This window comes from Chryseolinea soli (assembly GCF_003589925.1).
Classification (GTDB): domain Bacteria; phylum Bacteroidota; class Bacteroidia; order Cytophagales; family Cyclobacteriaceae; genus Chryseolinea; species Chryseolinea soli.
Map to the genome: position 1 here is coordinate 5584603 of NZ_CP032382.1, position 19808 is coordinate 5604410.

The 19808-nt window shown below is 52.4% G+C and carries 15 protein-coding genes; 10 read left to right on the top strand and 5 right to left on the bottom strand.

Features of this window, described 5'->3' with window-relative positions; genetic code table 11:
- Nucleotides 1–611 precede the first annotated feature (611 nt).
- Both D4L85_RS23550 and D4L85_RS23555 read right to left on the bottom strand, forming a co-directional pair.
- Nucleotides 612–1091: a hypothetical protein gene (locus tag D4L85_RS23550; protein ID WP_185154860.1), complete on the bottom strand. Its 480-nt coding sequence runs from the start codon at nt 1089–1091 to the stop codon at nt 612–614.
- Between the two features lie 144 nt (nt 1092–1235).
- Nucleotides 1236–2984, bottom strand: a complete 1749-nt coding sequence (locus D4L85_RS23555) for an ABC transporter ATP-binding protein (protein ID WP_119756616.1) — start codon at nt 2982–2984, stop codon at nt 1236–1238.
- A gap of 317 nt (nt 2985–3301) precedes the next feature.
- On the opposite strand from D4L85_RS23555, the gene D4L85_RS23560 reads away from it, so the two are divergent.
- A complete protein-coding gene (locus D4L85_RS23560) occupies nt 3302–3766 on the top strand; it encodes a hypothetical protein (RefSeq protein ID WP_160143948.1) in 465 nt (154 codons plus the stop codon).
- Between the two features lie 36 nt (nt 3767–3802).
- On the opposite strand, the gene D4L85_RS23565 is transcribed toward D4L85_RS23560, so the two are convergent.
- Nucleotides 3803–5422, bottom strand: coding sequence for an ABC-F family ATP-binding cassette domain-containing protein (locus D4L85_RS23565; protein ID WP_119756618.1), 1620 nt, complete (start codon nt 5420–5422; stop codon nt 3803–3805).
- Between the two features lie 124 nt (nt 5423–5546).
- Here D4L85_RS23565 and D4L85_RS23570 point away from each other — a divergent pair, with 124 nt between their 5' ends.
- On the top strand, nt 5547–6452 hold the full coding sequence (locus tag D4L85_RS23570; protein WP_119756619.1) for an SAM hydrolase/SAM-dependent halogenase family protein: 906 nt from the start codon (nt 5547–5549) through the stop codon (nt 6450–6452).
- Nucleotides 6453–6509: 57 nt separating this feature from the next.
- Here the strand turns inward: D4L85_RS23570 and D4L85_RS23575 are convergent, their stop codons facing one another.
- Nucleotides 6510–7061 (bottom strand): NADPH-dependent FMN reductase, encoded by a 552-nt coding sequence (locus D4L85_RS23575; RefSeq protein WP_119756620.1) that lies wholly within the window; start codon nt 7059–7061, stop codon nt 6510–6512.
- A gap of 240 nt (nt 7062–7301) precedes the next feature.
- On the opposite strand from D4L85_RS23575, the gene D4L85_RS23580 reads away from it, so the two are divergent.
- The 7 genes from D4L85_RS23580 (at nt 7302) to bcp (ending at nt 17744) form a co-directional block, all read left to right on the top strand.
- Nucleotides 7302–9320, top strand: coding sequence for a T9SS type A sorting domain-containing protein (locus D4L85_RS23580; RefSeq protein WP_119756621.1), 2019 nt, complete (start codon nt 7302–7304; stop codon nt 9318–9320).
- A gap of 87 nt (nt 9321–9407) precedes the next feature.
- Nucleotides 9408–12341 (top strand): SusC/RagA family TonB-linked outer membrane protein, encoded by a 2934-nt coding sequence (locus D4L85_RS23585; RefSeq protein WP_228450598.1) that lies wholly within the window; start codon nt 9408–9410, stop codon nt 12339–12341.
- A 3-nt stretch (nt 12342–12344) separates the two neighbouring features.
- The gene (locus D4L85_RS23590; RefSeq protein ID WP_119756623.1) at nt 12345–13664 is read left to right on the top strand and encodes a RagB/SusD family nutrient uptake outer membrane protein; all 1320 of its coding nucleotides are present in this window, start codon (nt 12345–12347) and stop codon (nt 13662–13664) included.
- 30 nt (nt 13665–13694) lie between these two features.
- Nucleotides 13695–15044 (top strand): PKD domain-containing protein, encoded by a 1350-nt coding sequence (locus tag D4L85_RS23595; protein WP_119756624.1) that lies wholly within the window; start codon nt 13695–13697, stop codon nt 15042–15044.
- A gap of 10 nt (nt 15045–15054) precedes the next feature.
- Nucleotides 15055–16188: a PKD domain-containing protein gene (locus tag D4L85_RS23600; RefSeq protein ID WP_228450599.1), complete on the top strand. Its 1134-nt coding sequence runs from the start codon at nt 15055–15057 to the stop codon at nt 16186–16188.
- 78 nt (nt 16189–16266) lie between these two features.
- Nucleotides 16267–17109 (top strand): cyanophycinase, encoded by an 843-nt coding sequence (locus tag D4L85_RS23605; RefSeq protein WP_119756626.1) that lies wholly within the window; start codon nt 16267–16269, stop codon nt 17107–17109.
- A 158-nt stretch (nt 17110–17267) separates the two neighbouring features.
- On the top strand, nt 17268–17744 hold the full coding sequence (bcp, locus tag D4L85_RS23610; RefSeq protein ID WP_119756627.1) for a thioredoxin-dependent thiol peroxidase: 477 nt from the start codon (nt 17268–17270) through the stop codon (nt 17742–17744).
- A 227-nt stretch (nt 17745–17971) separates the two neighbouring features.
- Here the strand turns inward: bcp and D4L85_RS23615 are convergent, their stop codons facing one another.
- Nucleotides 17972–18310 (bottom strand): ArsR/SmtB family transcription factor, encoded by a 339-nt coding sequence (locus tag D4L85_RS23615; RefSeq protein WP_119756628.1) that lies wholly within the window; start codon nt 18308–18310, stop codon nt 17972–17974.
- Nucleotides 18311–18710: 400 nt separating this feature from the next.
- Between D4L85_RS23615 and D4L85_RS23620 the strand changes: the two genes are divergently transcribed.
- Nucleotides 18711–19790, top strand: coding sequence for an efflux RND transporter periplasmic adaptor subunit (locus tag D4L85_RS23620; protein WP_119756629.1), 1080 nt, complete (start codon nt 18711–18713; stop codon nt 19788–19790).
- Nucleotides 19791–19808: the final 18 nt, after the last annotated feature.

A 19808-nucleotide genomic window follows, 5' to 3' on the forward strand; every position in this document is an offset into this window, starting at 1 on the left:
GCAGTTAGGTTTAAGGGGCCAGCGATTCGGAGTTAAAGAGAATTGGGATCCATTTATTACTCCAGTATCAAGTGTCAAGGATCCGGGTACCTCAGCATTAAGTGGTCAGAGCATCGCGTCATAGAACGATTTAGCCCCACCAACTGGAGGCATTCACTGTCCCGGTTAAAAATAAAAGAGATCATGATTCCTTCTCTGGGATGGGGACTTCATAGTCGTTGATTTGACTTATAATAAAAAATAAGAAAAATCGGCTGAGCCAATTGGAGCTGTACAATTCCTCTCCGCTGTTGAATGGAGCGCCCGCGACTCAGGAACCTCAACGAGATAATTGCCCACGAATGCTTCCCCAGGAACCCAATCCATTGCGCCTAACATCCCCCGAATTCCGCCGCCTGAAATCCATTCACCGGCTTCTATCTCCCGGACTTTGAACACTAACTCCTGGCTACTGACCTTCCGAAATGTTGGCTACTGGCTACTGACTACCGACTCCCAAAAAAATTCTGGCTCCTGGCTCCTGGATTCTGGCTCCTGACTAATTCCCCCGAATAAAAAAAGCGATGACCAAATCACCGCTTCCTTCAGTAAGGTTTAGGTTATGAAAATGCCTAAGCTCCGAAGAGATTTTTTTGAATATCGGATGCTTTGTTTTCGATGGCTTCTTTTGCTTCGGCCACTTTTTCGCCTACGTTTTCGGCTACCGATGCTGCGGTGTCTACTACGGCTTCTTTCACTTCAACAGCTTTGTCAGCGGCGGCTTGCGAGATGGCTTTTGCCTTCTTCACCACTTTCTTCTTGATGGATTTTGCCTTGGTGGCTACAGCGCTGACCACTGATTTTTTAGGAGCCGATTTCTTTGCTGCTTTTTTGGGAGCGGCCTTCTTTGCGGCAGATTTCTTAGCAGCCTTCTTGGGGGCGGATTTCTTCTTAGCAGCTTTTTTAGGTGCCGATTTTTTGGCGGCCTTCTTGGCTACTTTTTTAGCGGCCTTCTTCGCCGCTTTCTTTGCAACCTTTTTTGATGTTTTCTTAGCTTTTTTTGCCATAGCTATTAATGTTTTAGTACCCAAAAGATAAATATTATATCTCACTTTTCACTATGAAGCATAAAATATTTACAACACAACCCGACGAACGGGGTGTACAGGGGGAGTTGTATCCTTCACATTTTTCCCTCTGATGAGGGGCATCGGAGCACTCGAAACGAGGTGTCTCGCGCGAGAAATTTCACTCGGTCAGATGCGTGCCTGGTAGGTATACAATTCGAAATAGCGGCCCTTCTTCGCGATCAATTCCTCGTGCCGGCCCCGCTCGGCAATGGCACCGTGCTCGACTACCAGGATCTGGTCGGCCTGCCGGATGGTGCTCAGCCGGTGGGCGATCACGAAGGTGGTGCGTCCCTGCATGAGGCTTCGCAGGCTCTGCTGGATGAACGTTTCGCTCTCGGTGTCGAGGTTGGAGGTGGCCTCATCCAGGATCAGCACCCGTGGGTCGGCCAGGATGGCGCGGGCGATGGCAATGCGTTGACGCTGGCCGCCGGAGAGCTTCACGCCGCGTTCGCCGATCACCGTGTCCAGCCCTTTCTCGAATCGATCGGTGAACTCCTGTACATAGGCTGCCCGCACCGCGCTCTGCAGTGCCTCTTCGGAGGCCTGTGGCCGGGGGAAAAGAATGTTCTGACGAATGGTGCCCTCGAACAAAAAGTCGTCCTGAAGGACCACCCCAAGCTGACTGCGGTAGCTGTTCAGCGACACGCGCGAGAGGTCCAGGCCGTCGACGGTGATGGTGCCGCTGTCGGGGGAAATGAAGCTGGCGGCCAACCCGGCAATGGTCGTCTTCCCCGAGCCGGAGGTGCCCACCAGCGCCGTCACGCTCCCCGCGGGGGCATGAAAGCTGATGTCGTTCAGCACGGGTTTACCGGCTTCATAGGCGAAAGAAATGTTGTTAAAAATGATGTCGCCGTCGATGCGTTTGGCTTCGATCGTGCGCACCGTCCCGTCATCTTCGGGGGCCATGTTCATCAGTTCTTCGGTGCGGTCCAGTCCGGCAAAAGCTTCGGTGAGTTGGCTGCCGATGTTGCTCATCTGCACGATGGGGGCGATCATAAAGCCCAGGAACAACGTGAACGAGAGAAAATCACCCAAGGTCATTTCACCTTTGATGATCATCCAGCCGCCGATCCCCATGATCCCCGTGCTGGCCAATCCCAGCAGCAAGGTGGCTGAGCTGGTGACCAGGCTGGTGGAGGTGAGGCTCTTCCGTACGTTCTGAAAAAGACGGGTCACGCCGTCTTCAAAGGTCTTGATCTCTTGTGCCTCCGCATTGAACCCCTTGATCACCCGCACACCGCTGAGCGTCTCCGTGAGCCGGCCGGTTACCTCGGCGTTCAGCTTGCTGCGCTCCCGGAAGATGGGCCGGATGTAGGCAAAGGCTTTCAGGGCAATGAGACCAAACACGATCACGGGCACCAGCACATAGAGCGTCATGAGGGGGCTGATCTTGATAAGAAAATAAAGGGCGATCACGGCCGTGAAAAGGCCGCCAACGAGTTGAACCAACCCGGTGCCCACCAGGTTGCGCACGCCTTCCACGTCGTTCATCACACGCGATACGAGGGCGCCGGACTTGTTGTTGTCGAAGAAACGAATGGGCAGCCGGAGCAATTGTTTTTGCACTTGGGCACGCAGCACGGAGATGAGACGCTGGGCTTCGACGCTCAACAATTGGGTGAGCAGATAGGATGTAACGGCTTGTATGGCAATGGAGGCTACCACGCCGACGACGAGCAGCTTGAGCATTCGAAGATCACCTTTCGTGATCACATCGTCTACCAGCGACTTACTGGCGTAGGGCAGGACCAGGCTGGACAGTCGGCTGATCACGATCAGGAGCAGGCCGACGAAGAGCAGGTTCTTCCGGGGCCAGATGATCGTCTTGAAAACATGGGCTATGGTGATTTTGGATTTTGCTTTAGGTTCGGACATAGGTGGCGTTGTGAAATGACATTAAGGATGTCGTGCAGCATCCTGTTTTTATTTTATCGATCGGAAAAGAAAAAAATCTTTCCAGACCTGAACACGAACCGTTGGGGAAAAGTTACGCGCAAAAGTGTGATTATTTCTCCCCACCAAACCGGGTTAAAAGCTTCATTTTAAGCTGCAGACGGGCGGCATGATTTTTCACGCTTCTTCATTGACTTCCTGCGGAAAAATGATGCTGCCAGCCTCACGCCGCAGAGCGAAGGAAGCGCTGACCTGGCTTTGGATGGTCGGCACTTCAGCCCAACTAAACGATAAACTTTATGCTCGTCAAGAAATGTATGTATGCCCTGGTTTTGGGAATACTTTTTAGCACAGCGCTGCTGGCGCAGGATGCTAAAAAGGTTCCACCCAAAACCATTGAAGCCATCCGCGGATCCTGGAAGATCGCCAAGATCATGTCCGGTACCCAGGAGGTGGCGAAGAACCCCACGTCGGGTCAATGGATTGCTTTCCGGTCCGACGGCACCTATGTGAACCATGGCACGGCGCTCGACAGCGGTTCGTATCGTCTCAACGAAAACCAGTCCTCGCTGTACCTGGAAAGCCATGTGAACCCGGGTAAAGGTAAGGATTCGCCCAAATTGATCACCGAATACAAGATCACGCTGCAAGACGACAACATGATCCTCCAGCGCAAAAATGAAAAGTCTACCCAGGGTAAGCACGCCGACAATATGAAATACTATTACGTGCGAATAGGCGAAGAGACTTCCTCTGTAAATTAAAGAAGGTGAAAAGGTTAGGACGTGAGCTACTGTGCGTTATGCGTACAGTAGCTCTTTTTGTTCCGATACTTTTTCGCTGGTGATGTACTCGTCGTACGACATCAGCTTGTCGATGAAGCCGTTCGGGGTGATCTCCACGATGCGGTTGGCTACGGTTTGTGTGAACTCGTGGTCATGCGACGTGAACAGGACCGTGCCGGGGAAATCTTTCAGCGCGTTGTTGAACGCGGTGATGGACTCCAGGTCGAGGTGGTTGGTGGGCTCGTCCAGCATCAACAGGTTGCCGCCGGCGAGCATCATCCGGGAGATCATGCAGCGCACTTTCTCGCCTCCCGAGAGCACATTGCATTTTTTGAAAACCTCTTCTCCCGAGAAAAGCATCTTGCCCAGGAAACCCCGCACATACACCTCATCCTTATTCTCTTCTTCAGCAAACTGGCGCAGCCAATCGATCAGGTTATCGTCCGATTGGAAGAACTTCTCGTTGTTGCCGGGCAGGTAGGCGGTGGTGATGGTCTGTCCGAACTTGAACTCGCCGGTGGTGGGCTTCAGCTCGTTGTTCAGGATCTGGAATAGCGAGGTTATGGCCAGGCTGTCTTTGCTGAGGAACGCGATCTTGTCGCCTTTGTTGACGTAGAGGTCGAGGTTCTTGAACAGCACGGTATCGGCCGTGGAGTAGGTCAGGTTTTCGATGTGGAGGATCTGGTCGCCCGCGGTTCGTTTTTGCTGGTAGATGATGGCCGGGTAGCGGCGCGTAGACGGCTGGATGTCGTCCACGTTGATCTTCTCCAACAGCTTGCGGCGGCTGGTCGCCTGGCGCGATTTGGAGGCATTGGCGCTGAAGCGGGCAATGAACTCCTGCAACTCCTTCTTCTTTTCTTCCGCCTTCTTATTGGCCGACGAACGCTGCGACAATGCCAACTGGCTGGACTGGTACCAGAACGTATAGTTACCGGTGTACAACTTGATGGCACTGAAGTCGATGTCGACGATGTGGGTACAGACGGTATCCAAAAAGTGACGGTCGTGCGATACGACGATCACGGTGTTCTTGAATTCAAGCAGGAAATCCTCCAACCAGGTGATGGTGTGAATATCCAAGTCGTTGGTAGGCTCATCGAGGATGAGGATGTCGGGGTTGCCAAAGATGGCTTGCGCCAGGAGGACGCGAACTTTCTGGTTACCGGCGAGCTCTTTCACGAGCTTGTAATGATCTTCCTCGCCGATGCCCAGGCCGCTCAACAACGCGGCAGCGTCGGACTGCGCATTCCATCCGTTCATTTCGGCAAACTCGGCTTCAAGGTCCGATGCCCGCATGCCATCGGCTTCCGAGAAATCGGGTTTTTCGTAGATGGCGTCTTTTTCCTTCATGACGCTCCACAGTTTGCTGTGGCCCATCATCACCGTGTCGAGCACGGGCACTTCGTCGAACTCGTAGTGGTTCTGACGCAACACGGCCATCCGTTTGCCGGGCTCGATGCTGATGTTTCCGCGCGTCGGGTCTACGTCGCCGGCGAGGATTTTCAGGAAGGTGGATTTGCCGGCACCGTTTGCGCCGATCACGCCGTAGCAGTTGCCGGGCGTGAATTTGATGTTGACTTCGTCGAAGAGAACCCGTTTTCCAAACTGGAGGGATACGTTATTAGCAGCAATCATGATATCTTAAAATGATCAAGCTACAAAGATACGCAAAAGCCTCGTGCCGTCCCTTGCAGGCGCCTTCGATACTTTATTAATTCTGCTATTTTTGCCATAGACCTAACATAAATTTTCCAGGAACATGCGTGCACTGAATTTTCTGTTTCTCACCGGCTTTCTTTTCGCAGGCTCACTCGCGTTAGGGCAGCACCGGCCACTGGTTTTTCAATCCGATTTTGGTCTGAAAGACGGGGCCGTGGGCGCTATGAAAGGCGTGGCCATTTCCGTTTCCGACGACCTGCGGATCTTCGATCTTACCCACGAGATCCCGGCCTATAACATTTGGGAGGCCGCCTACCGGCTCAACCAGGCCGCGCCGTATTGGCCGAAGGGCACCGTGTTTGTTTCCATCGTCGATCCCGGGGTTGGGTCGGACCGTAAGTCGGTGGTGTTAAAAACCAAGACCGGCCACTTCGTGGTCACCCCCGACAACGGCACGCTAACGTTGGTGGCCGAGTCGCTCGGCATCGAAGAACTGCGGGAGATCGACGAGGCCAGGAACCGGCTGAAGAACAGCAACCAATCCTACACCTTCCACGGACGTGACGTATACGCCTACACGGGCGCACGATTAGCGGCCGGGGTGATCACCTTCGAGGAAGTTGGTCCCAAGTTGAACAGCGACGTGGTGCGGATGGCCTATCAGAAACCGGTTTTTGCAAACGGAGAGATCCGCGGCAACATTCCCGTGCTGGACATTCAATACGGCAACGTCTGGACCAACATCGACGGCGCGACGTTTGAAAAGTTGGGTGTAAAAAAAGGGGGATCCGTAGGGGTGGAGATCTATAACGACAAGCGCCTGGTGTACGAAGGTAAAGTGCCCTTTGTAAATACATTTTCCGGTGTCAAAGAAGGGGAGCCCTTGGGGTATCTCAACAGCCTGCTGAACTTCTCGCTGGGCATTAACCTGGGAAATTTTTCAGAGAAGTATAAGGTATTCTCCGGCCCGGAGTGGTCGGTGGTGCTTCGCGCAGCAAAGCCATAAACGCACGAAAGGCTGGCTCCTGGATTCTGGCTCCTGAATTCTGGCTCCTGAATTCTCTCAGTCGTGTAACGAGAGCGCTTCGGCTTTGTAAAGTTTCGCCTCGCGGATGATGGCGGTTAATACCGAAGTGAGTGCCCGCAAGGTATCCGCATCCGCGACCTCACCGTTCTTCAGCCTTGCGCGAATAAAAGAGATCAGCAAACGGGCATCGTCGGCCACGCGCGCCGACAGGGCTTCGAGGGTGTAGAGTAACGCGGCGTGTGCTTTCTCGCCGCCTGTCGAGGCCGTGATCAGCGCCACGGGCTTGTTCATCAGTTCGGCGGACGATACGGTCCAATCCAATGCATTTTTCAACGCACCCGGCACACCGAACGCATACTCCGGCGTGCAGATGAGAACGCCATCCGCAGCTTTGAGTTGATCGCGCAGATCTTGTACGGCGGGCGGTGTTATTTCGCTGTCGTCGAAGAGTGGCAACTTTCCCAGGCCATCATATACTTGAAAGTCGATGTCGCTGGGCACAAGCCGTGCCAGGTGCTTCACGACGATGTGGTTGGAAGAAGTTGCCCGAAGGCTTCCGACAATCGCGAGGATCTTTATTTCTTTCATGGATAAAATATTTTTGACTGCGGCGACGCAACGTTAACGCCGTGCATGCTGTGGGTTGTATCTGCGATAAACTGGGTGTGCTGTTTAAAAGTTCATGAACGGAACGTCTTCCCATCAGAATGTTCGATATAGGACACTTCAAAAAAACGGTGACCACGCCACCTGATTTAAAACCTATTGTATAATTAATACTTTGCTCACACAGGGGTAATACCTATTATGCATGTGTAATTGGAGCCTATGCGGGGATTTTACCGGATCACTGTCATTGTATTATTATGTCTGCCCATTTCACTCGCCGCGCAAGGCAAGCTGGTCCTCATCGGCGGCGGGTCGGAGAGTGAGGGCGGATGGAGCGACGCGCCCTATCGCTGGGTCGTTGATCATGCCGCCAACAAAAAGGTGGCCGTGATCAGCTATGCTGACGAAGATAATTTCATTCCCGACTATTTTGTATCGCTCGGCGCCGCGGAAGCCACCAATATAAAGATCGATAGCCGTACCGTTGCCGATCTCCAAAGCACCTATGATCTCTTGATGACCTACGACGCCTTCTTTTTCAAAGGCGGAGATCAATCCATCTATTATACCCAGTTCAAAAACACAAAGACCATGCAGGCCGCCATCGACAAGTTCCATGCGGGCGGGGTGATGTCGGGTACATCGGCTGGGATGGCCATTTTATCCGGGGTGATGTATACCGCCGAAAATGGATCCGCCTACCCGGACGAAACGCTGGCCAATCTCTATAATAAGAACGTCACGCTGGCAAACGACTTCCTGGCGTTCCTTCCCGGTTTTCTTTTCGACTCTCATTTTACCGAGCGCGGGCGTATAGGCCGCCTGTTACCCTTCCTGGCACAGTGGTATCTCAACAAACACGAGTTGATCACGGGCCTTGGTGTGGACGACCGCACGGCCCTTTGCATCGACCCGGATAGAAAAGCCGAGGTGTTCGGAACTGGGACGGTATCGATCTACAACGGATCAGCCTACACGGCGTTTAAAGATGAAATGCCCGTGGCCGACTCTATTCACGCCATCCAGCTTCTGCACGGCCACCGGATCGACCTGACCACATTCGAAATTCTGGAGGGCCCGACCGACGTTGTCTCACCCCAGCCTAGCGATGAAACGGGAAATTATGCCGTGGCCCTCAGCGGCGGCGGCGAGGTGAGCGAGAACAACGACCTTTTGAATTTCCTGGTGAAAGAGAACGGACAACTTCACGACACCGTGGTGGTCGTAACCGCCCCGGGAAAAGGCAAAACGTTTATTCAAAAAATAAAGGACTTGGGTGGAGGCGCAACGCTGGTGGAGACCGCGGCGGCGTCCAACGACATCAGCCAGATGGCCTTGCGGAATATCATCCGCCGGTCAAAAAAGATATTGTTCGTAGAGAACGACAACGGCCTGTTGTTCAATTTCCTCTCGGCGGGCCCTACCGGAACACTGCTAAACCGTCACCTGCGCAGGAATGGGATGGTCGTCGCCTTTGCCGGGGAAGACAGCCGGTATGCCGGACACTCGTTCACCACCAATCACCGCACCGATGGATATGCCGCGTATTACGGCAGGCTTTCCTATCAGAAGGGCCTGCGGCTTTTGCCAACGTCGGTCATCATGGCCAATACTTTCGACCCCGCCACGACGGATTACTATGAGAATACGACGGCGGCGGTCTCTTATGCAGTAGTGGCCGATAGTGCACGCTATGGCATTTATCTCAACAAAAAAAATTATGTCAAATTCTATCAACAAAATGGGCGCAACCATTTCAAGGCCATGGGCGATCGATCCGTATTAATACTGATGAATCGCAGTACAGGAGCAGCGTTGGCATCACAACCCGTGAACGCTGGTGGCCCGGCGCGCGACTATGCCGGATTTGCTTCCATGCAATATGTGCTACTGAATGGCAACGCCGTGTTGGATGCCGGTGTTCCCGTTCCGTCGACGGATGCGCCCTACGCATTCGAATATCCTGTGGTTGGGGTGGACAATGAATTCGGGCTTTCCGCGCTTCAGGTGTTTCCTAATCCGTCATCAAGTGGTATATTTAATTTGTCGCGGGACATTTCCGCTTCCCGGAATCTGGAGCTTTCCATTGTGGACATTGTGGGCAGGACATTACTCGAACAGCATGGCGGCAGCCTGGAGCAGGCCGTCGACCTATCCGGTTTTCCGGATGGTGTATATCTGCTCCGGATCGACAACGGGAAAGAAATTTCTTCTATGAAAGTGATCAAGCAACGATAAGAACGGCTTCATTGTCTTTTAGACTTTTAAGGAATAGATAACAATAAACAACTACAACAATAACGGTTCATTAAACCCCCGATGCTTATGAGGAAAACGCTACTGTTTTTAATTTTTTCATTTTTATCCTGGTGCTCCCTGGCCCAGCAACGCACGGTTCACGGCAAGGTGACCAGTGCGGACGACGGCACGGGCCAACCCGGGGTAAACGTGGTGGTAAAAGGTACCCCTAGGGGCACCGTGACGGATTCGGATGGTCAGTATACGATTGCCGCCGATCCGAACGATATCCTGGTGTTTACATTCATCGGCATGTTGCCGCAGGAAACTACCGTGGGCTCGCGCGAGGTGATCGACGTGGCCATGCAATCGGATATCCGGCAACTCTCGGAAGTGGTGGTCGTGGGGTACGGAACCGAGCAGAAGCGATTGATGACCGAAGCCGTTGGTGTGGTGAAATCAGACGCGATCAAAGATCTTCCGGTGCCCACCGTCGATGGTGTGTTGCAAGGACAAACCACGGGCGTACAAGTGAGCCAGAACTCGGGTACACCCGGTGGCGCCATGTCGGTTCGCATTCGCGGAAATACGTCGCTGAGCGGATCGGGGCAACCCCTTTATGTTATCGACGGTATTCCGATCATCACGGGCGACTATGCTCAGATCGGCTACGAAGGTCAGGGGATCAACGCGTTGTCGGATTTGAACCCAAACGATATTGAATCCTTGAGTGTGTTGAAAGACGCCGCAGCGTCTGCCGTGTATGGTGCGCGCGCTTCCAATGGGGTTGTGCTCATTACGACCAAGCGTGGGAAGACGGGCAAGTCGACCGTGAACTTCAATATGTACAAAGGCTTTCAACAAGTTTGGAACCGGCTCGACATGCTCAATGCCGCGCAATGGAGAGACTATCGCAAGGATCTTACCGGCGTGGAGCTCCCCGACACAGGAGTCGACGTGGACTGGCAGAAGGAGATCTTCCGCACGGCGCCCATGTCAAACTATGAGCTGTCAACCACCGGTGGCAACGACCGGACTAAATTCTTTATCTCTGGAAATTATTTTGATCAGGATGGTATCCTCATCGGTACGGCCTTCAAACGGGTCAACGCCCGGATCAATGTCGATCATAAAGTGACCGACCGCCTGAACGTGGGCACGAGCATAGGCCTCACGTATTCCAAATCCAACCGTGTGGAAGGTGACGCCTCGTTGCATGGCCCTCTCCCCAACGGTATCTCTACACCTGCGGTGATTTCGGTCTATAACGCGGACGGCACGTATAACCAAAGCGGCCCCTATTCCAACGCCGTCTCCATCGCGAACGAAGCAACCAACGAGAACTTCACCTATCGCACCCTGGGCAACGTATTTGCCGACTACCGCATCCTTCCCGGGTTGACGGTGTCCTCGAAGTGGGGTGTCGATTTCTATAACCTTCGCGAACACGCGTTCGAGTTCAACACCGTGCAGGGACAGAAATATAACGGTCTTGGTTTCGAGACCTATACCAACGTGCTCAACATCGTCAGCAACAACATGCTGCGGTATGAGACATCGTTCGGCCAGCACAACCTCGATGCGGTGGTGGGTTATAGTTTTGAAAAAAGAGAGACGCGCAACTCCTACATGCGCGGTCAGGACTATGCGGACGAGAACCTGCAATACATCAACTCGGCCGCCACAAAAGTGGATGTTACCGCCAGCGCGCTGGACCACGGGTTGCGTTCGTATTTTAGCCGCATAAACTATAACTACAACGGCCGTTACATGGTGTCGTTGTCGGGAAGAATTGATGGCTCGTCCAACTTTGGCCCAAACCACAAGAATGGTTTCTTCCCCGCAGCTTCTGTAGCGTGGCGCATGGCGGAAGAAGATTTTATAAAAGACAACCTGTCGGTGGTTTCGGAGTTGAAATTGCGCGCGAGTTACGGACTGTTGGGTAATGAAGACCTGACGCCCTTTTCGTACCAGGCCATGTATGGCACCGCGTCGTATCACGGTGCGCCTGCCATATACCCCAACCAAATCCCCAACCCAGACCTGAAATGGGAAAGCACTGCCCAGTTTGATGTGGGCGTAGACGCTGGTTTGTTCGAAGACAGGGTGACGCTGTCCTTCGATTATTATAACAAACAGACCAAAGACCTCTTGCAATCCAGACCCGTGCCACCCACGTCGGGATTTCCCGGCGCGTATCAAAACGTGGGTGCTTTGGAGAACAAGGGAATCGAGATCAGCCTCGGCTACAACAATCGCTTCGGCGATCTGCAATGGACTTCGCGGTTGAATGTCTCTGCAAACCGGAATAAAGTGACCAAGCTTTATGGAGGTCAACCGCTGGATGATGCCGGCCGTGGTGGAAACCGCATTATGGAAGGACAACCCATCGGTGTTTTTTATGATCTCAAATCCCTGGGAGTAGATCCCTCTACCGGCGATATCGTTTTTGCCGACACCAATCACGACGGAGAGATCACAACCGATGACCGTACCGTGGTCGGTAATCCCAATCCGAAATTCATCGGTGGCTTTACCAACACGTTCAACTACAAGAATTTTGACCTCAGCATTTTCCTGCAATGGTCGTATGGCAACGACGTTTTCAATGGTTCACGCCTGTACCTGGAATCGTTACAACGCGGCGATAACCAAACCACCGCCGTCTTGCGCCGGTGGAAAAAACCGGGTGACATCACCGACATTCCCCGCGCCACATCCGATCCGGTTGCGGCCGCAAACAACGTGCGCGTATCGTCGCGCTTTATCGAGGATGGATCGTATTTGCGAGTGAAGAATGTTACGATAGGCTATACGTTGCGGAGCAAATTCTCGGATAAGGTCATGCTCTCCAGTTTGCGCATTTATGCCAGCGCACAGAACCTCTTCACGTTCACCAAATACAACGGACTGGATCCCGAGGTGAACTACAGCGGCAATGACATCACGGTGGTGGGAACAGACTTCTTTACTTTCCCACAAGCCCGTGCCATCACGTTTGGTCTTAATCTTAAATTTTGACGCATGAAAAAGCTACTTATACTCATCACGATACTATTGCCGCTGGCTTCATGCGATGTGCTCAACGTAGACTCGCAAAGCGCGGTGCCCGAAGAAAAAGCGATCAAGGATAAAAAAGGAATTGAGAAAGGGATCCTGGGTGCCTACACATCGTTTCAGGAACTGGGCTACTATGGCCGGTCCTACATTATCTTTTCCGATCTCGCCGCCGATAACCTCGAACAACCCGTGGATGGAACGGCAGCCAGCTATACGCAAATCGATAACAACGTCGTGTTACCGGAGAATGCAGGTATCGCCGATATCTGGTCCGGGGGTTACGAAGGCATAAACATCGCCAACAACATCATCGCTAAAGTTCCCGAGATGACCGACATGACCGACGCCGAAAAGAACCAGGCGTTGGGCGAGTTGTATTTTATCCGGGCTTTCAATCACTTCAGCCTGGTGAATTGGTTTGGCGCCATTCCGGTCAAGACCGAGCCCACAACAGGCGCGACGGGGTTGGATGTGGCGCGCGATCCTGTAGCAAAGGTCTACGACCAGATCATCGCCGACCTGACGTTTGCAGAACAGAACCTGGCGGCGGGCGGCACGAAAGTGCGTGCATCAAAATATGCCGCCACCGCCTTGCTGGCACGCGTGTATCTCTACAAAGGCGACTATGCCAATGCGAAGACAAAAGCCACCGACGTGATCACAAATGGCGGATACGACCTCTTGGACTATGCGGACGTATTTACGGATGAATCGGCCGAATCGATTTTCGAGATCGACTTCACGGAACTCAACCGGAACCGTATCGCGGAATACAATTTTCCCAAAACACTGAATGGAAGAAGGGAAGTGGCGCCGACAGCCTCTATTTTGGCAGCCTATGAAACGGGCGATGAGCGCTTCGCGGGCTCGATTGCTTTCGCGGGAACGTTGGCCTATCCCATCAAGTATGACGATCTGAGTCTTGGGGCCGACAACGTCATCATCCTGCGGTTGGCAGAAATGTATCTCATCCGCGCGGAAGCGGAAGCTGAGCTGCAAGGAAATGTCAGCAACATACAGGGTGACATCAACGTGATCAGGACCCGGGCCAAGCTGCCCGACACATCGGCTTCGTCATTTGCCGATCTGCTGCGGGCCATCGAAAAGGAGAGAAGAGTGGAGTTCGCTTTCGAAGGCCACCGGTGGTTTGACCTGGTGCGCACCGGAAGAGCCGTAGAGGTTTTGTTGAGCGTGAACAACGTGAACCAAACCCTTTGGCCCATTCCTTTATCGGAGATCTTGACCAACACAAACCCCGGCATGACGCAAAATCCCGGCTATTGATAAACTGAACCTGAAAAAATAACATAGCATATGAAATCAAAAATATACGCATACCTCGCGCTCTTCCTGATGTTTGCCAGCGTGCTTTCCTGTAAAGACGACGACGATGCCGTGCCCCAGGCTGCGGCCACGTTCACGGCCGATAAGTCCACCGCGCAAGTGGACGAGAGCATCCAATTCACAAACAACTCGGAAAATGCTACCGCTTTCAAATGGAGCTTTGGCGATGGCACGACATCGAAGGAAGTCTCGCCAAAGAAGTCCTACCAAACCTCGGGTACCTACCTGGTGAGCCTGGTGAGCACCGGGGAGGGGGGATCGACGATTTCCAACCTCACCATCACCGTGGTGCCGACGTCGCTCTTCACAGTGGAAACGGAGGACGATCTGGTGGCGCTCACCCCAGTTCAATTCACAAACGCTTCCAAAGGCGCCACTTCCTACTTGTGGTCATTTGGCAACGCGGCCGGTTCTACTTCCACAGCGGAGAATCCGACCTTCACCTATCTGAAAGCCGGAACGTATAAAGTGACCTTGAAAGCAACCAGCACGGAGGGGTCCACGACCTATGAAAAACAGATCACGGTAAAAGCAGCTGTTTCGGAAATTTACTTTTCGGAAATAAGCAATGAACTGATCAAGAAGCTGGCCTTGGATGGATCGGGAACGGTGACCAATTTCCTCGATGTGGCCGGAATGGCCGGTGTAGGTCTCGCCTATGACGACGTTCATGGCAAGATCTACTTCAGCGACTTCAATGCCACCGACGAAGGAAAGATCTGGAGCGTAAACCTGGACGGCACAGAATTGACCCCCATTGCCACAGGGCTGGTTGAACCCTATGGCATCGCCCTGGATGTGGCCGGTGGAAAAATCTATTGGGTAGACGAAGAAGACGCCAACGGCGACGGACACGTTTCGAGAGCCAACCTGGACGGCAGTGACAAGGAAGATATCGTGACGATGGCCAGTGCGCAATTTCGCGCCGTAGCCCTCGATCTGAAAAACAGCAAAATGTATTTCTATGAAGTGAACAACGAAGATCTCTACATGTCCGACCTGGATGGCGGCAACGCCACGCCGATCCTTTCCGGCGTGTACGGCTATGCGATCCTGGTGGACACTGAACACGACAAGATCTACTTCGATGAACAGAACGACGCGCAACTGAAGCGGGCCAACCTGGATGGTAGCAACGTAGAGATGGTGGATGATAATGGCACCCGCATTTACGGTATGGCCATCGACTCGGAAAAAGATAAATTGTATTGGTCGGGAAGAGACTCGGGTACGATCGAGGAAGCCGACCTGGATGGTGCCAACCAGGTGACATTGAAGTCGGGATTGGCAAGTCCGCGGGGAATATTCTTAAGAAAATAAGCTACGACGCATGAAGAAGATACTCTATACATTTCTAATCGCGATGGGTCTCGCAGCGACAAACAGTTGCTCCGACGACAGCTTTCCCGTGCCGCCGGCCAGCACGGTGCCAAAGTTCACCTTCACGATCGACAACGATGCGTTTGCCCCGGCCACCGTCGCGTTTACGAATACTTCCATCGTTCCCGAGCGCGCCGGAACGGTAGCCTATACGTGGAATTTTGGCGATGGCACGTCCTCGACCGAAGCCAGCCCGGTGCACGAGTTTAAAGCACCCGGTGCTTACCAGGTAAACCTCGTGGTGGTAACCTCCGGGTCGCTGGAAATCAACGACGTGAGCCAGACCATCGTGGTGAAAGATCCCAACGCCACCGGCGTTCCGCTGTTCTATGCAGACGATGGCACCACCGTATACACCGCCCTGATCAACAGTGGCGCACCCGTACCCACGTCGATCGGCGTCACCACGCTGGATTCGTATGGCATGGTAGTGGATACGGCGAACAATAAACTGTACGTTGCCGACTTCAACGGCAAGAACATTCTCGTGTCGGACCTTGATGGCAAAAACATGAAGGTCTTTCGCTCCAACATCGGCGAGCCCGATGCGGTGGTGATTGACTACGATGCTAAAATGCTCTACTGGGATACCTCCAGCGGCATTCGTCGCGCCAAGCTGGGCGTAGACGATGTCAGTGAGTTCGAGGATTTCGTGACGGGACAAGCCAATGACCCGGAAGGTATCGCGATCGACCCGGTGACCAAAGCCCTGTTCTGGAATAACTACGATGGCAATGTGTGGACCAAGAACCTGAACGGCACGGGCGAGAAATCCATCGTGACCACCGGTGGAGGCGGTGCCGTCATCGTGGTGGACAACAAGATCTATTTCGATGATTACGTCGCGTCAGGCGATATTCAATTGCGCAGCGCAAACCTGGACGGCACCGGCGTCGCCACGCTGGCCACGACGATATCGAAAGTGGTGTACGGCTTGGCATACGATGGCGATGGCGAGAAAATTTATTGGGTTGACCGCGGCAACCACAAGATCATGCGCGCCAACCTCGATGGCTCATCGCCTGAACTTTGGCTCGCCACCACGGGAAGCCCTCAGGGCCTCGCGATTGGAAAGAAAAAATAAATGAAGAAACCTGTTTGAAATGTTCATGCCCCGGCGAAAGCTTTTGGGCGTGAACATTTCTTCTTTAAGCACATGGGTATGAGAAAAATTTTTGTTTGTTTATGCATCGGTCTTGGTGTGGTTACCGCAGCCTTCCCACAAGCCAAACCCCCGAAAGGAAAACTCTTTATCATCGGCGGCGGATCGCGTTCCGATGCCATGGTCGACCGCATCATCAAAGAGGCCGGTCTCCAACAAGGCGGTTACGGCATCATCCTCCCCATGTCAAGCGAGGATCCCGACTCTGCGGTGTACTATGCCAATCAGCAATTCATCAAGCAGGGCATACGGACGGTGTATGGTGTCATCTTCCGCAAGGGAGAAACCTACAGCGCCCAAAAACTGGATTCGGTGAGGAATGCAAAACTCATTTATATTTCCGGTGGCGACCAGGTCCGGTTCATGGGTGTGGTGCAGGGTACGGACATTGAGAAAGCCATCCATGACGCCTACAACAAAGGAAGCCTGGTCGGCGGCACCAGCGCCGGCGCGGCGGTCATGAGCAAGATCATGATCACCGGCAACGAACTGAAGCACCCCGACTATGCTTCCACGTTCCGCAACATCGAACCTGCCAACATTGAAACCAAACCCGGTTTGGGCTTTATCGAAAACGCCATCATCGATCAGCACTTTGTAAAGAGAAGCCGCTATAACCGGCTGATCAGCGCGATCATTGAATTTCCTGAAGCCAAAGGGATTGGCATTGATGAAGCGACAGCTATTCTCGTGTCGGGCAACACCGCCGAAGTGGTGGGAGACTCGCAGGTGATTGTGTTTGAAAATCCGAAACGGTCCAAGATAGAAAAGGGAGGTAAGTTGAGTGCCAAGGGGATTGTGATGAACATTTACCTGGCGGGGGAGACCTTCAGCTTGAAGTAGGGCTGCAATTTTTTTACCGCAAAGGCGCAAAGACGCAAAGAGAGGCGCAAAGTGGATTTGTGGCGCTGTGTCTTGCTGGGAAAACGTCGTATCTTCACTCACCCAAACGGAACACCGCTATGAAAACAAAAATTGCAACCCTCATTTTATTCAGCCTTATGACGCTCACCAATTTTGCCCAAACCAAATTGAAAGCCGGCGACAAAGCCCCCGACTTCACCGCCACCGACCAGGATAACAAAACCATCACGCTCTCCACCTACAAAGGCAAGAAAGTGGTTCTCTACTTCTACCCGAAAGACCAAACCCCCGGCTGCACCGAAGAAGCCTGCAACCTCCGCGACAACATCGCCGAACTGGGCGACGCCGGCTATGTCGTGCTGGGCGTGAGCACCGACGATGAGCTTTCACACAAAGAATTCCAAAAGAAATACAACCTCCCGTTCTCGCTAGTGGCCGACAAGGACAAGTCCATCAATCAGAAATACGGAGTCTGGGTGGAAAAAGAACGGGACGGAAAAAAATTCATGGGCACAGCCCGGACGACGTTTCTCATTGACGAGAACGGGGTGATTACGAGTGTTATTGATAAGGTGGATACCAAGGGGCATGCTTCGCAGATATTGAAACTTTGAGCATTCAGTAGTCAGTAGCCAGTAGCCAGTAGTCAGTAGCTAATAGTCAGAAGATGTCGGTAGTGGGTTGCAAGCACTTCGCATTCGAGGGCTTTGCTGTTGGTTATGTATATCGATTTAGAGTAGACAACGTCTTAGATTAGACAACGTCGTGCCGATCAGATTGCTGATGACACTCCTAACAAACCATTCAGACGGCTGATGGCAGAAATATTAGCGCCTGGCTACTAAATTCTGAATTCCAACTCCTGGCTCCTGGCTCCTGGCTTCTGGCTCCTCGAATTAGTCTCCTCTTTCTTCAATCCCCCCAAAAAATCAATAAACTCATCCAGAACCTCCTCGTTCAACCGATACTTCAAATTCCTTCCTTCCTTCTCTGCTAAAATGAGATCATTATCCGTGAGCTGCTTAATATGGTGACATATCGAAGGCTGTTTCAAGTCGATGATGTCCATGATATCGGTGCAATACAGACAGTCGTCTTGCTTTTTGATCTCTTGCAGGATCAGTAAACGGTTGGGATCAGCGAGCGCTTTCGCGATTTTTTCAGCTTTCTTGGGATTCATAAGCCTCTGTTTCGGTCAAAATTAAATATTTATTTATTTAAATACGTCAATTCGTTAAAAGAGTTGAGTTTCTGTGGTTTAGCGTGAACCTTATAGGCAAGGACAAACGGACGCAATCGTTGTAGGGCGGCGCTTGTTCTCCATGCCCGGGGAAAAATTTTCGAATTTTTATAACCCTGGAACTAAAACTTACGTACTACGATTTATAGAAATATTTAAATATATCAATGCAAAGATTTTTATTCAACCTAAAACAAGTTTGCCATGAAACACAAAAACGCTCCCCACCTCCATTGTAGTCACCGAATGCCCGTCACGTCGTGTTGACGGGAAGAAGCCATAGGCTGTTCATTTTTTTTATTCAGATATCAACCATTCCAAATAATTTATTTAAGTCATCATGAAAAGTACATACAATCGTCATCGCATTGCCGGTGTCTGGTCGTTGCTGGGATTCGTTTTTGTTTCGGCAATTTTGGCCGGATGCACTTCGCAGGCTGCCGAAAATAAGGCCGCTGCTCCATCCAAATCCATCCCCGTCGGTACGCCGGTCGACGCCGTGGTCATTCAACCTGGCGTGGTAAAAGAATCGCTGGAAGTAACCGGTACGCTGATTGCCAATCAGCATGTGGACCTGGTGAGTGAGCTTACGCGCAAAGTCATTCGTGTCAACGTGAAGGAAGGTAGCTTGGTAAAACAAGGTACGTTGCTGTTCCAATTGGACGATGCCGACCTGCAAGCGCAGCTGGAACGTTTCCATCAGCAACAAAAACTGGCCCAATTGAATGAAAAGCGTTTGAAAGACCTCATCGATCACGATGCCGTGATTCAACAAGACTACGACGAAGCGTTGACCAACCTGAAAGTGCTCGACGCCCAAATCCAGGAACTGGAAGTCACCATCAGCAAAACCCGCATCGTGGCACCGTTCGACGGCCAGGTTGGGATGATCAACATCCACACGGGCGCCATTGTGTCGGTGAATACATTGCTTACGAGTATCGAAGACAACAGCGTTGTGAAAGTGGAGTTCTCCGTGCCTGAAAAATACAGCCGCATCATTGTGGAAGGCAGCGAGCAAACGTTCACCATCACGTCCGATGAAAAGGAACATACGGCTCGTGTCGTAGCACGCGAGTCCAGCCTGGATGAAGCCACACGCACGTTGCGTGTTCGCGCCGTCGCTGCTAACCCTGGTCACGTATTGTTGCCCGGCCAGAGTGCAAGATTAAACCTTTCCCTGAATACATCGGGTGCTGCGCTGACGGTTTCGTCCCAAGCGCTGATGCCTTCTTCGCAAGGTTATAACTTATATGTAGCACGGAAGAATACGGTCACCCTGGTGCCTGTACAAATCGGTCAGCGCAGTGCTGCATCGGTGGAAATTCTTTCAGGTCTGCATCAAGGCGATACCGTCATCACCAGCAACTTGCTGCGCCTCGTGCCCGGCGTGCCGGTGAATTTCGTGTCGTTGAAATAATTTACCCCTTTCTTTTTT

What these genes read in the sequence shown, in the direction of transcription:
- D4L85_RS23555 (WP_119756616.1), bottom strand. Translation starts at nt 2,984, where the DNA reads ATGTCCGAACCTAAAGCAAAATCCAAAATCACCATAGCCCATGTTTTC.
- D4L85_RS23605 (WP_119756626.1), top strand. Translation starts at nt 16,267, where the DNA reads ATGAGAAAAATTTTTGTTTGTTTATGCATCGGTCTTGGTGTGGTTACC.
- D4L85_RS23585 (WP_228450598.1), top strand. Translation starts at nt 9,408, where the DNA reads ATGAGGAAAACGCTACTGTTTTTAATTTTTTCATTTTTATCCTGGTGC.
- D4L85_RS23575 (WP_119756620.1), bottom strand. Translation starts at nt 7,061, where the DNA reads ATGAAAGAAATAAAGATCCTCGCGATTGTCGGAAGCCTTCGGGCAACT.
- D4L85_RS23615 (WP_119756628.1), bottom strand. Translation starts at nt 18,310, where the DNA reads ATGAATCCCAAGAAAGCTGAAAAAATCGCGAAAGCGCTCGCTGATCCC.
- D4L85_RS23565 (WP_119756618.1), bottom strand. Translation starts at nt 5,422, where the DNA reads ATGATTGCTGCTAATAACGTATCCCTCCAGTTTGGAAAACGGGTTCTC.
- D4L85_RS23620 (WP_119756629.1), top strand. Translation starts at nt 18,711, where the DNA reads ATGAAAAGTACATACAATCGTCATCGCATTGCCGGTGTCTGGTCGTTG.
- bcp (WP_119756627.1), top strand. Translation starts at nt 17,268, where the DNA reads ATGACGCTCACCAATTTTGCCCAAACCAAATTGAAAGCCGGCGACAAA.
- D4L85_RS23600 (WP_228450599.1), top strand. Translation starts at nt 15,055, where the DNA reads ATGAAGAAGATACTCTATACATTTCTAATCGCGATGGGTCTCGCAGCG.
- D4L85_RS23560 (WP_160143948.1), top strand. Translation starts at nt 3,302, where the DNA reads ATGCTCGTCAAGAAATGTATGTATGCCCTGGTTTTGGGAATACTTTTT.
- D4L85_RS23570 (WP_119756619.1), top strand. Translation starts at nt 5,547, where the DNA reads ATGCGTGCACTGAATTTTCTGTTTCTCACCGGCTTTCTTTTCGCAGGC.
- D4L85_RS23590 (WP_119756623.1), top strand. Translation starts at nt 12,345, where the DNA reads ATGAAAAAGCTACTTATACTCATCACGATACTATTGCCGCTGGCTTCA.
- D4L85_RS23595 (WP_119756624.1), top strand. Translation starts at nt 13,695, where the DNA reads ATGAAATCAAAAATATACGCATACCTCGCGCTCTTCCTGATGTTTGCC.
- D4L85_RS23580 (WP_119756621.1), top strand. Translation starts at nt 7,302, where the DNA reads ATGCGGGGATTTTACCGGATCACTGTCATTGTATTATTATGTCTGCCC.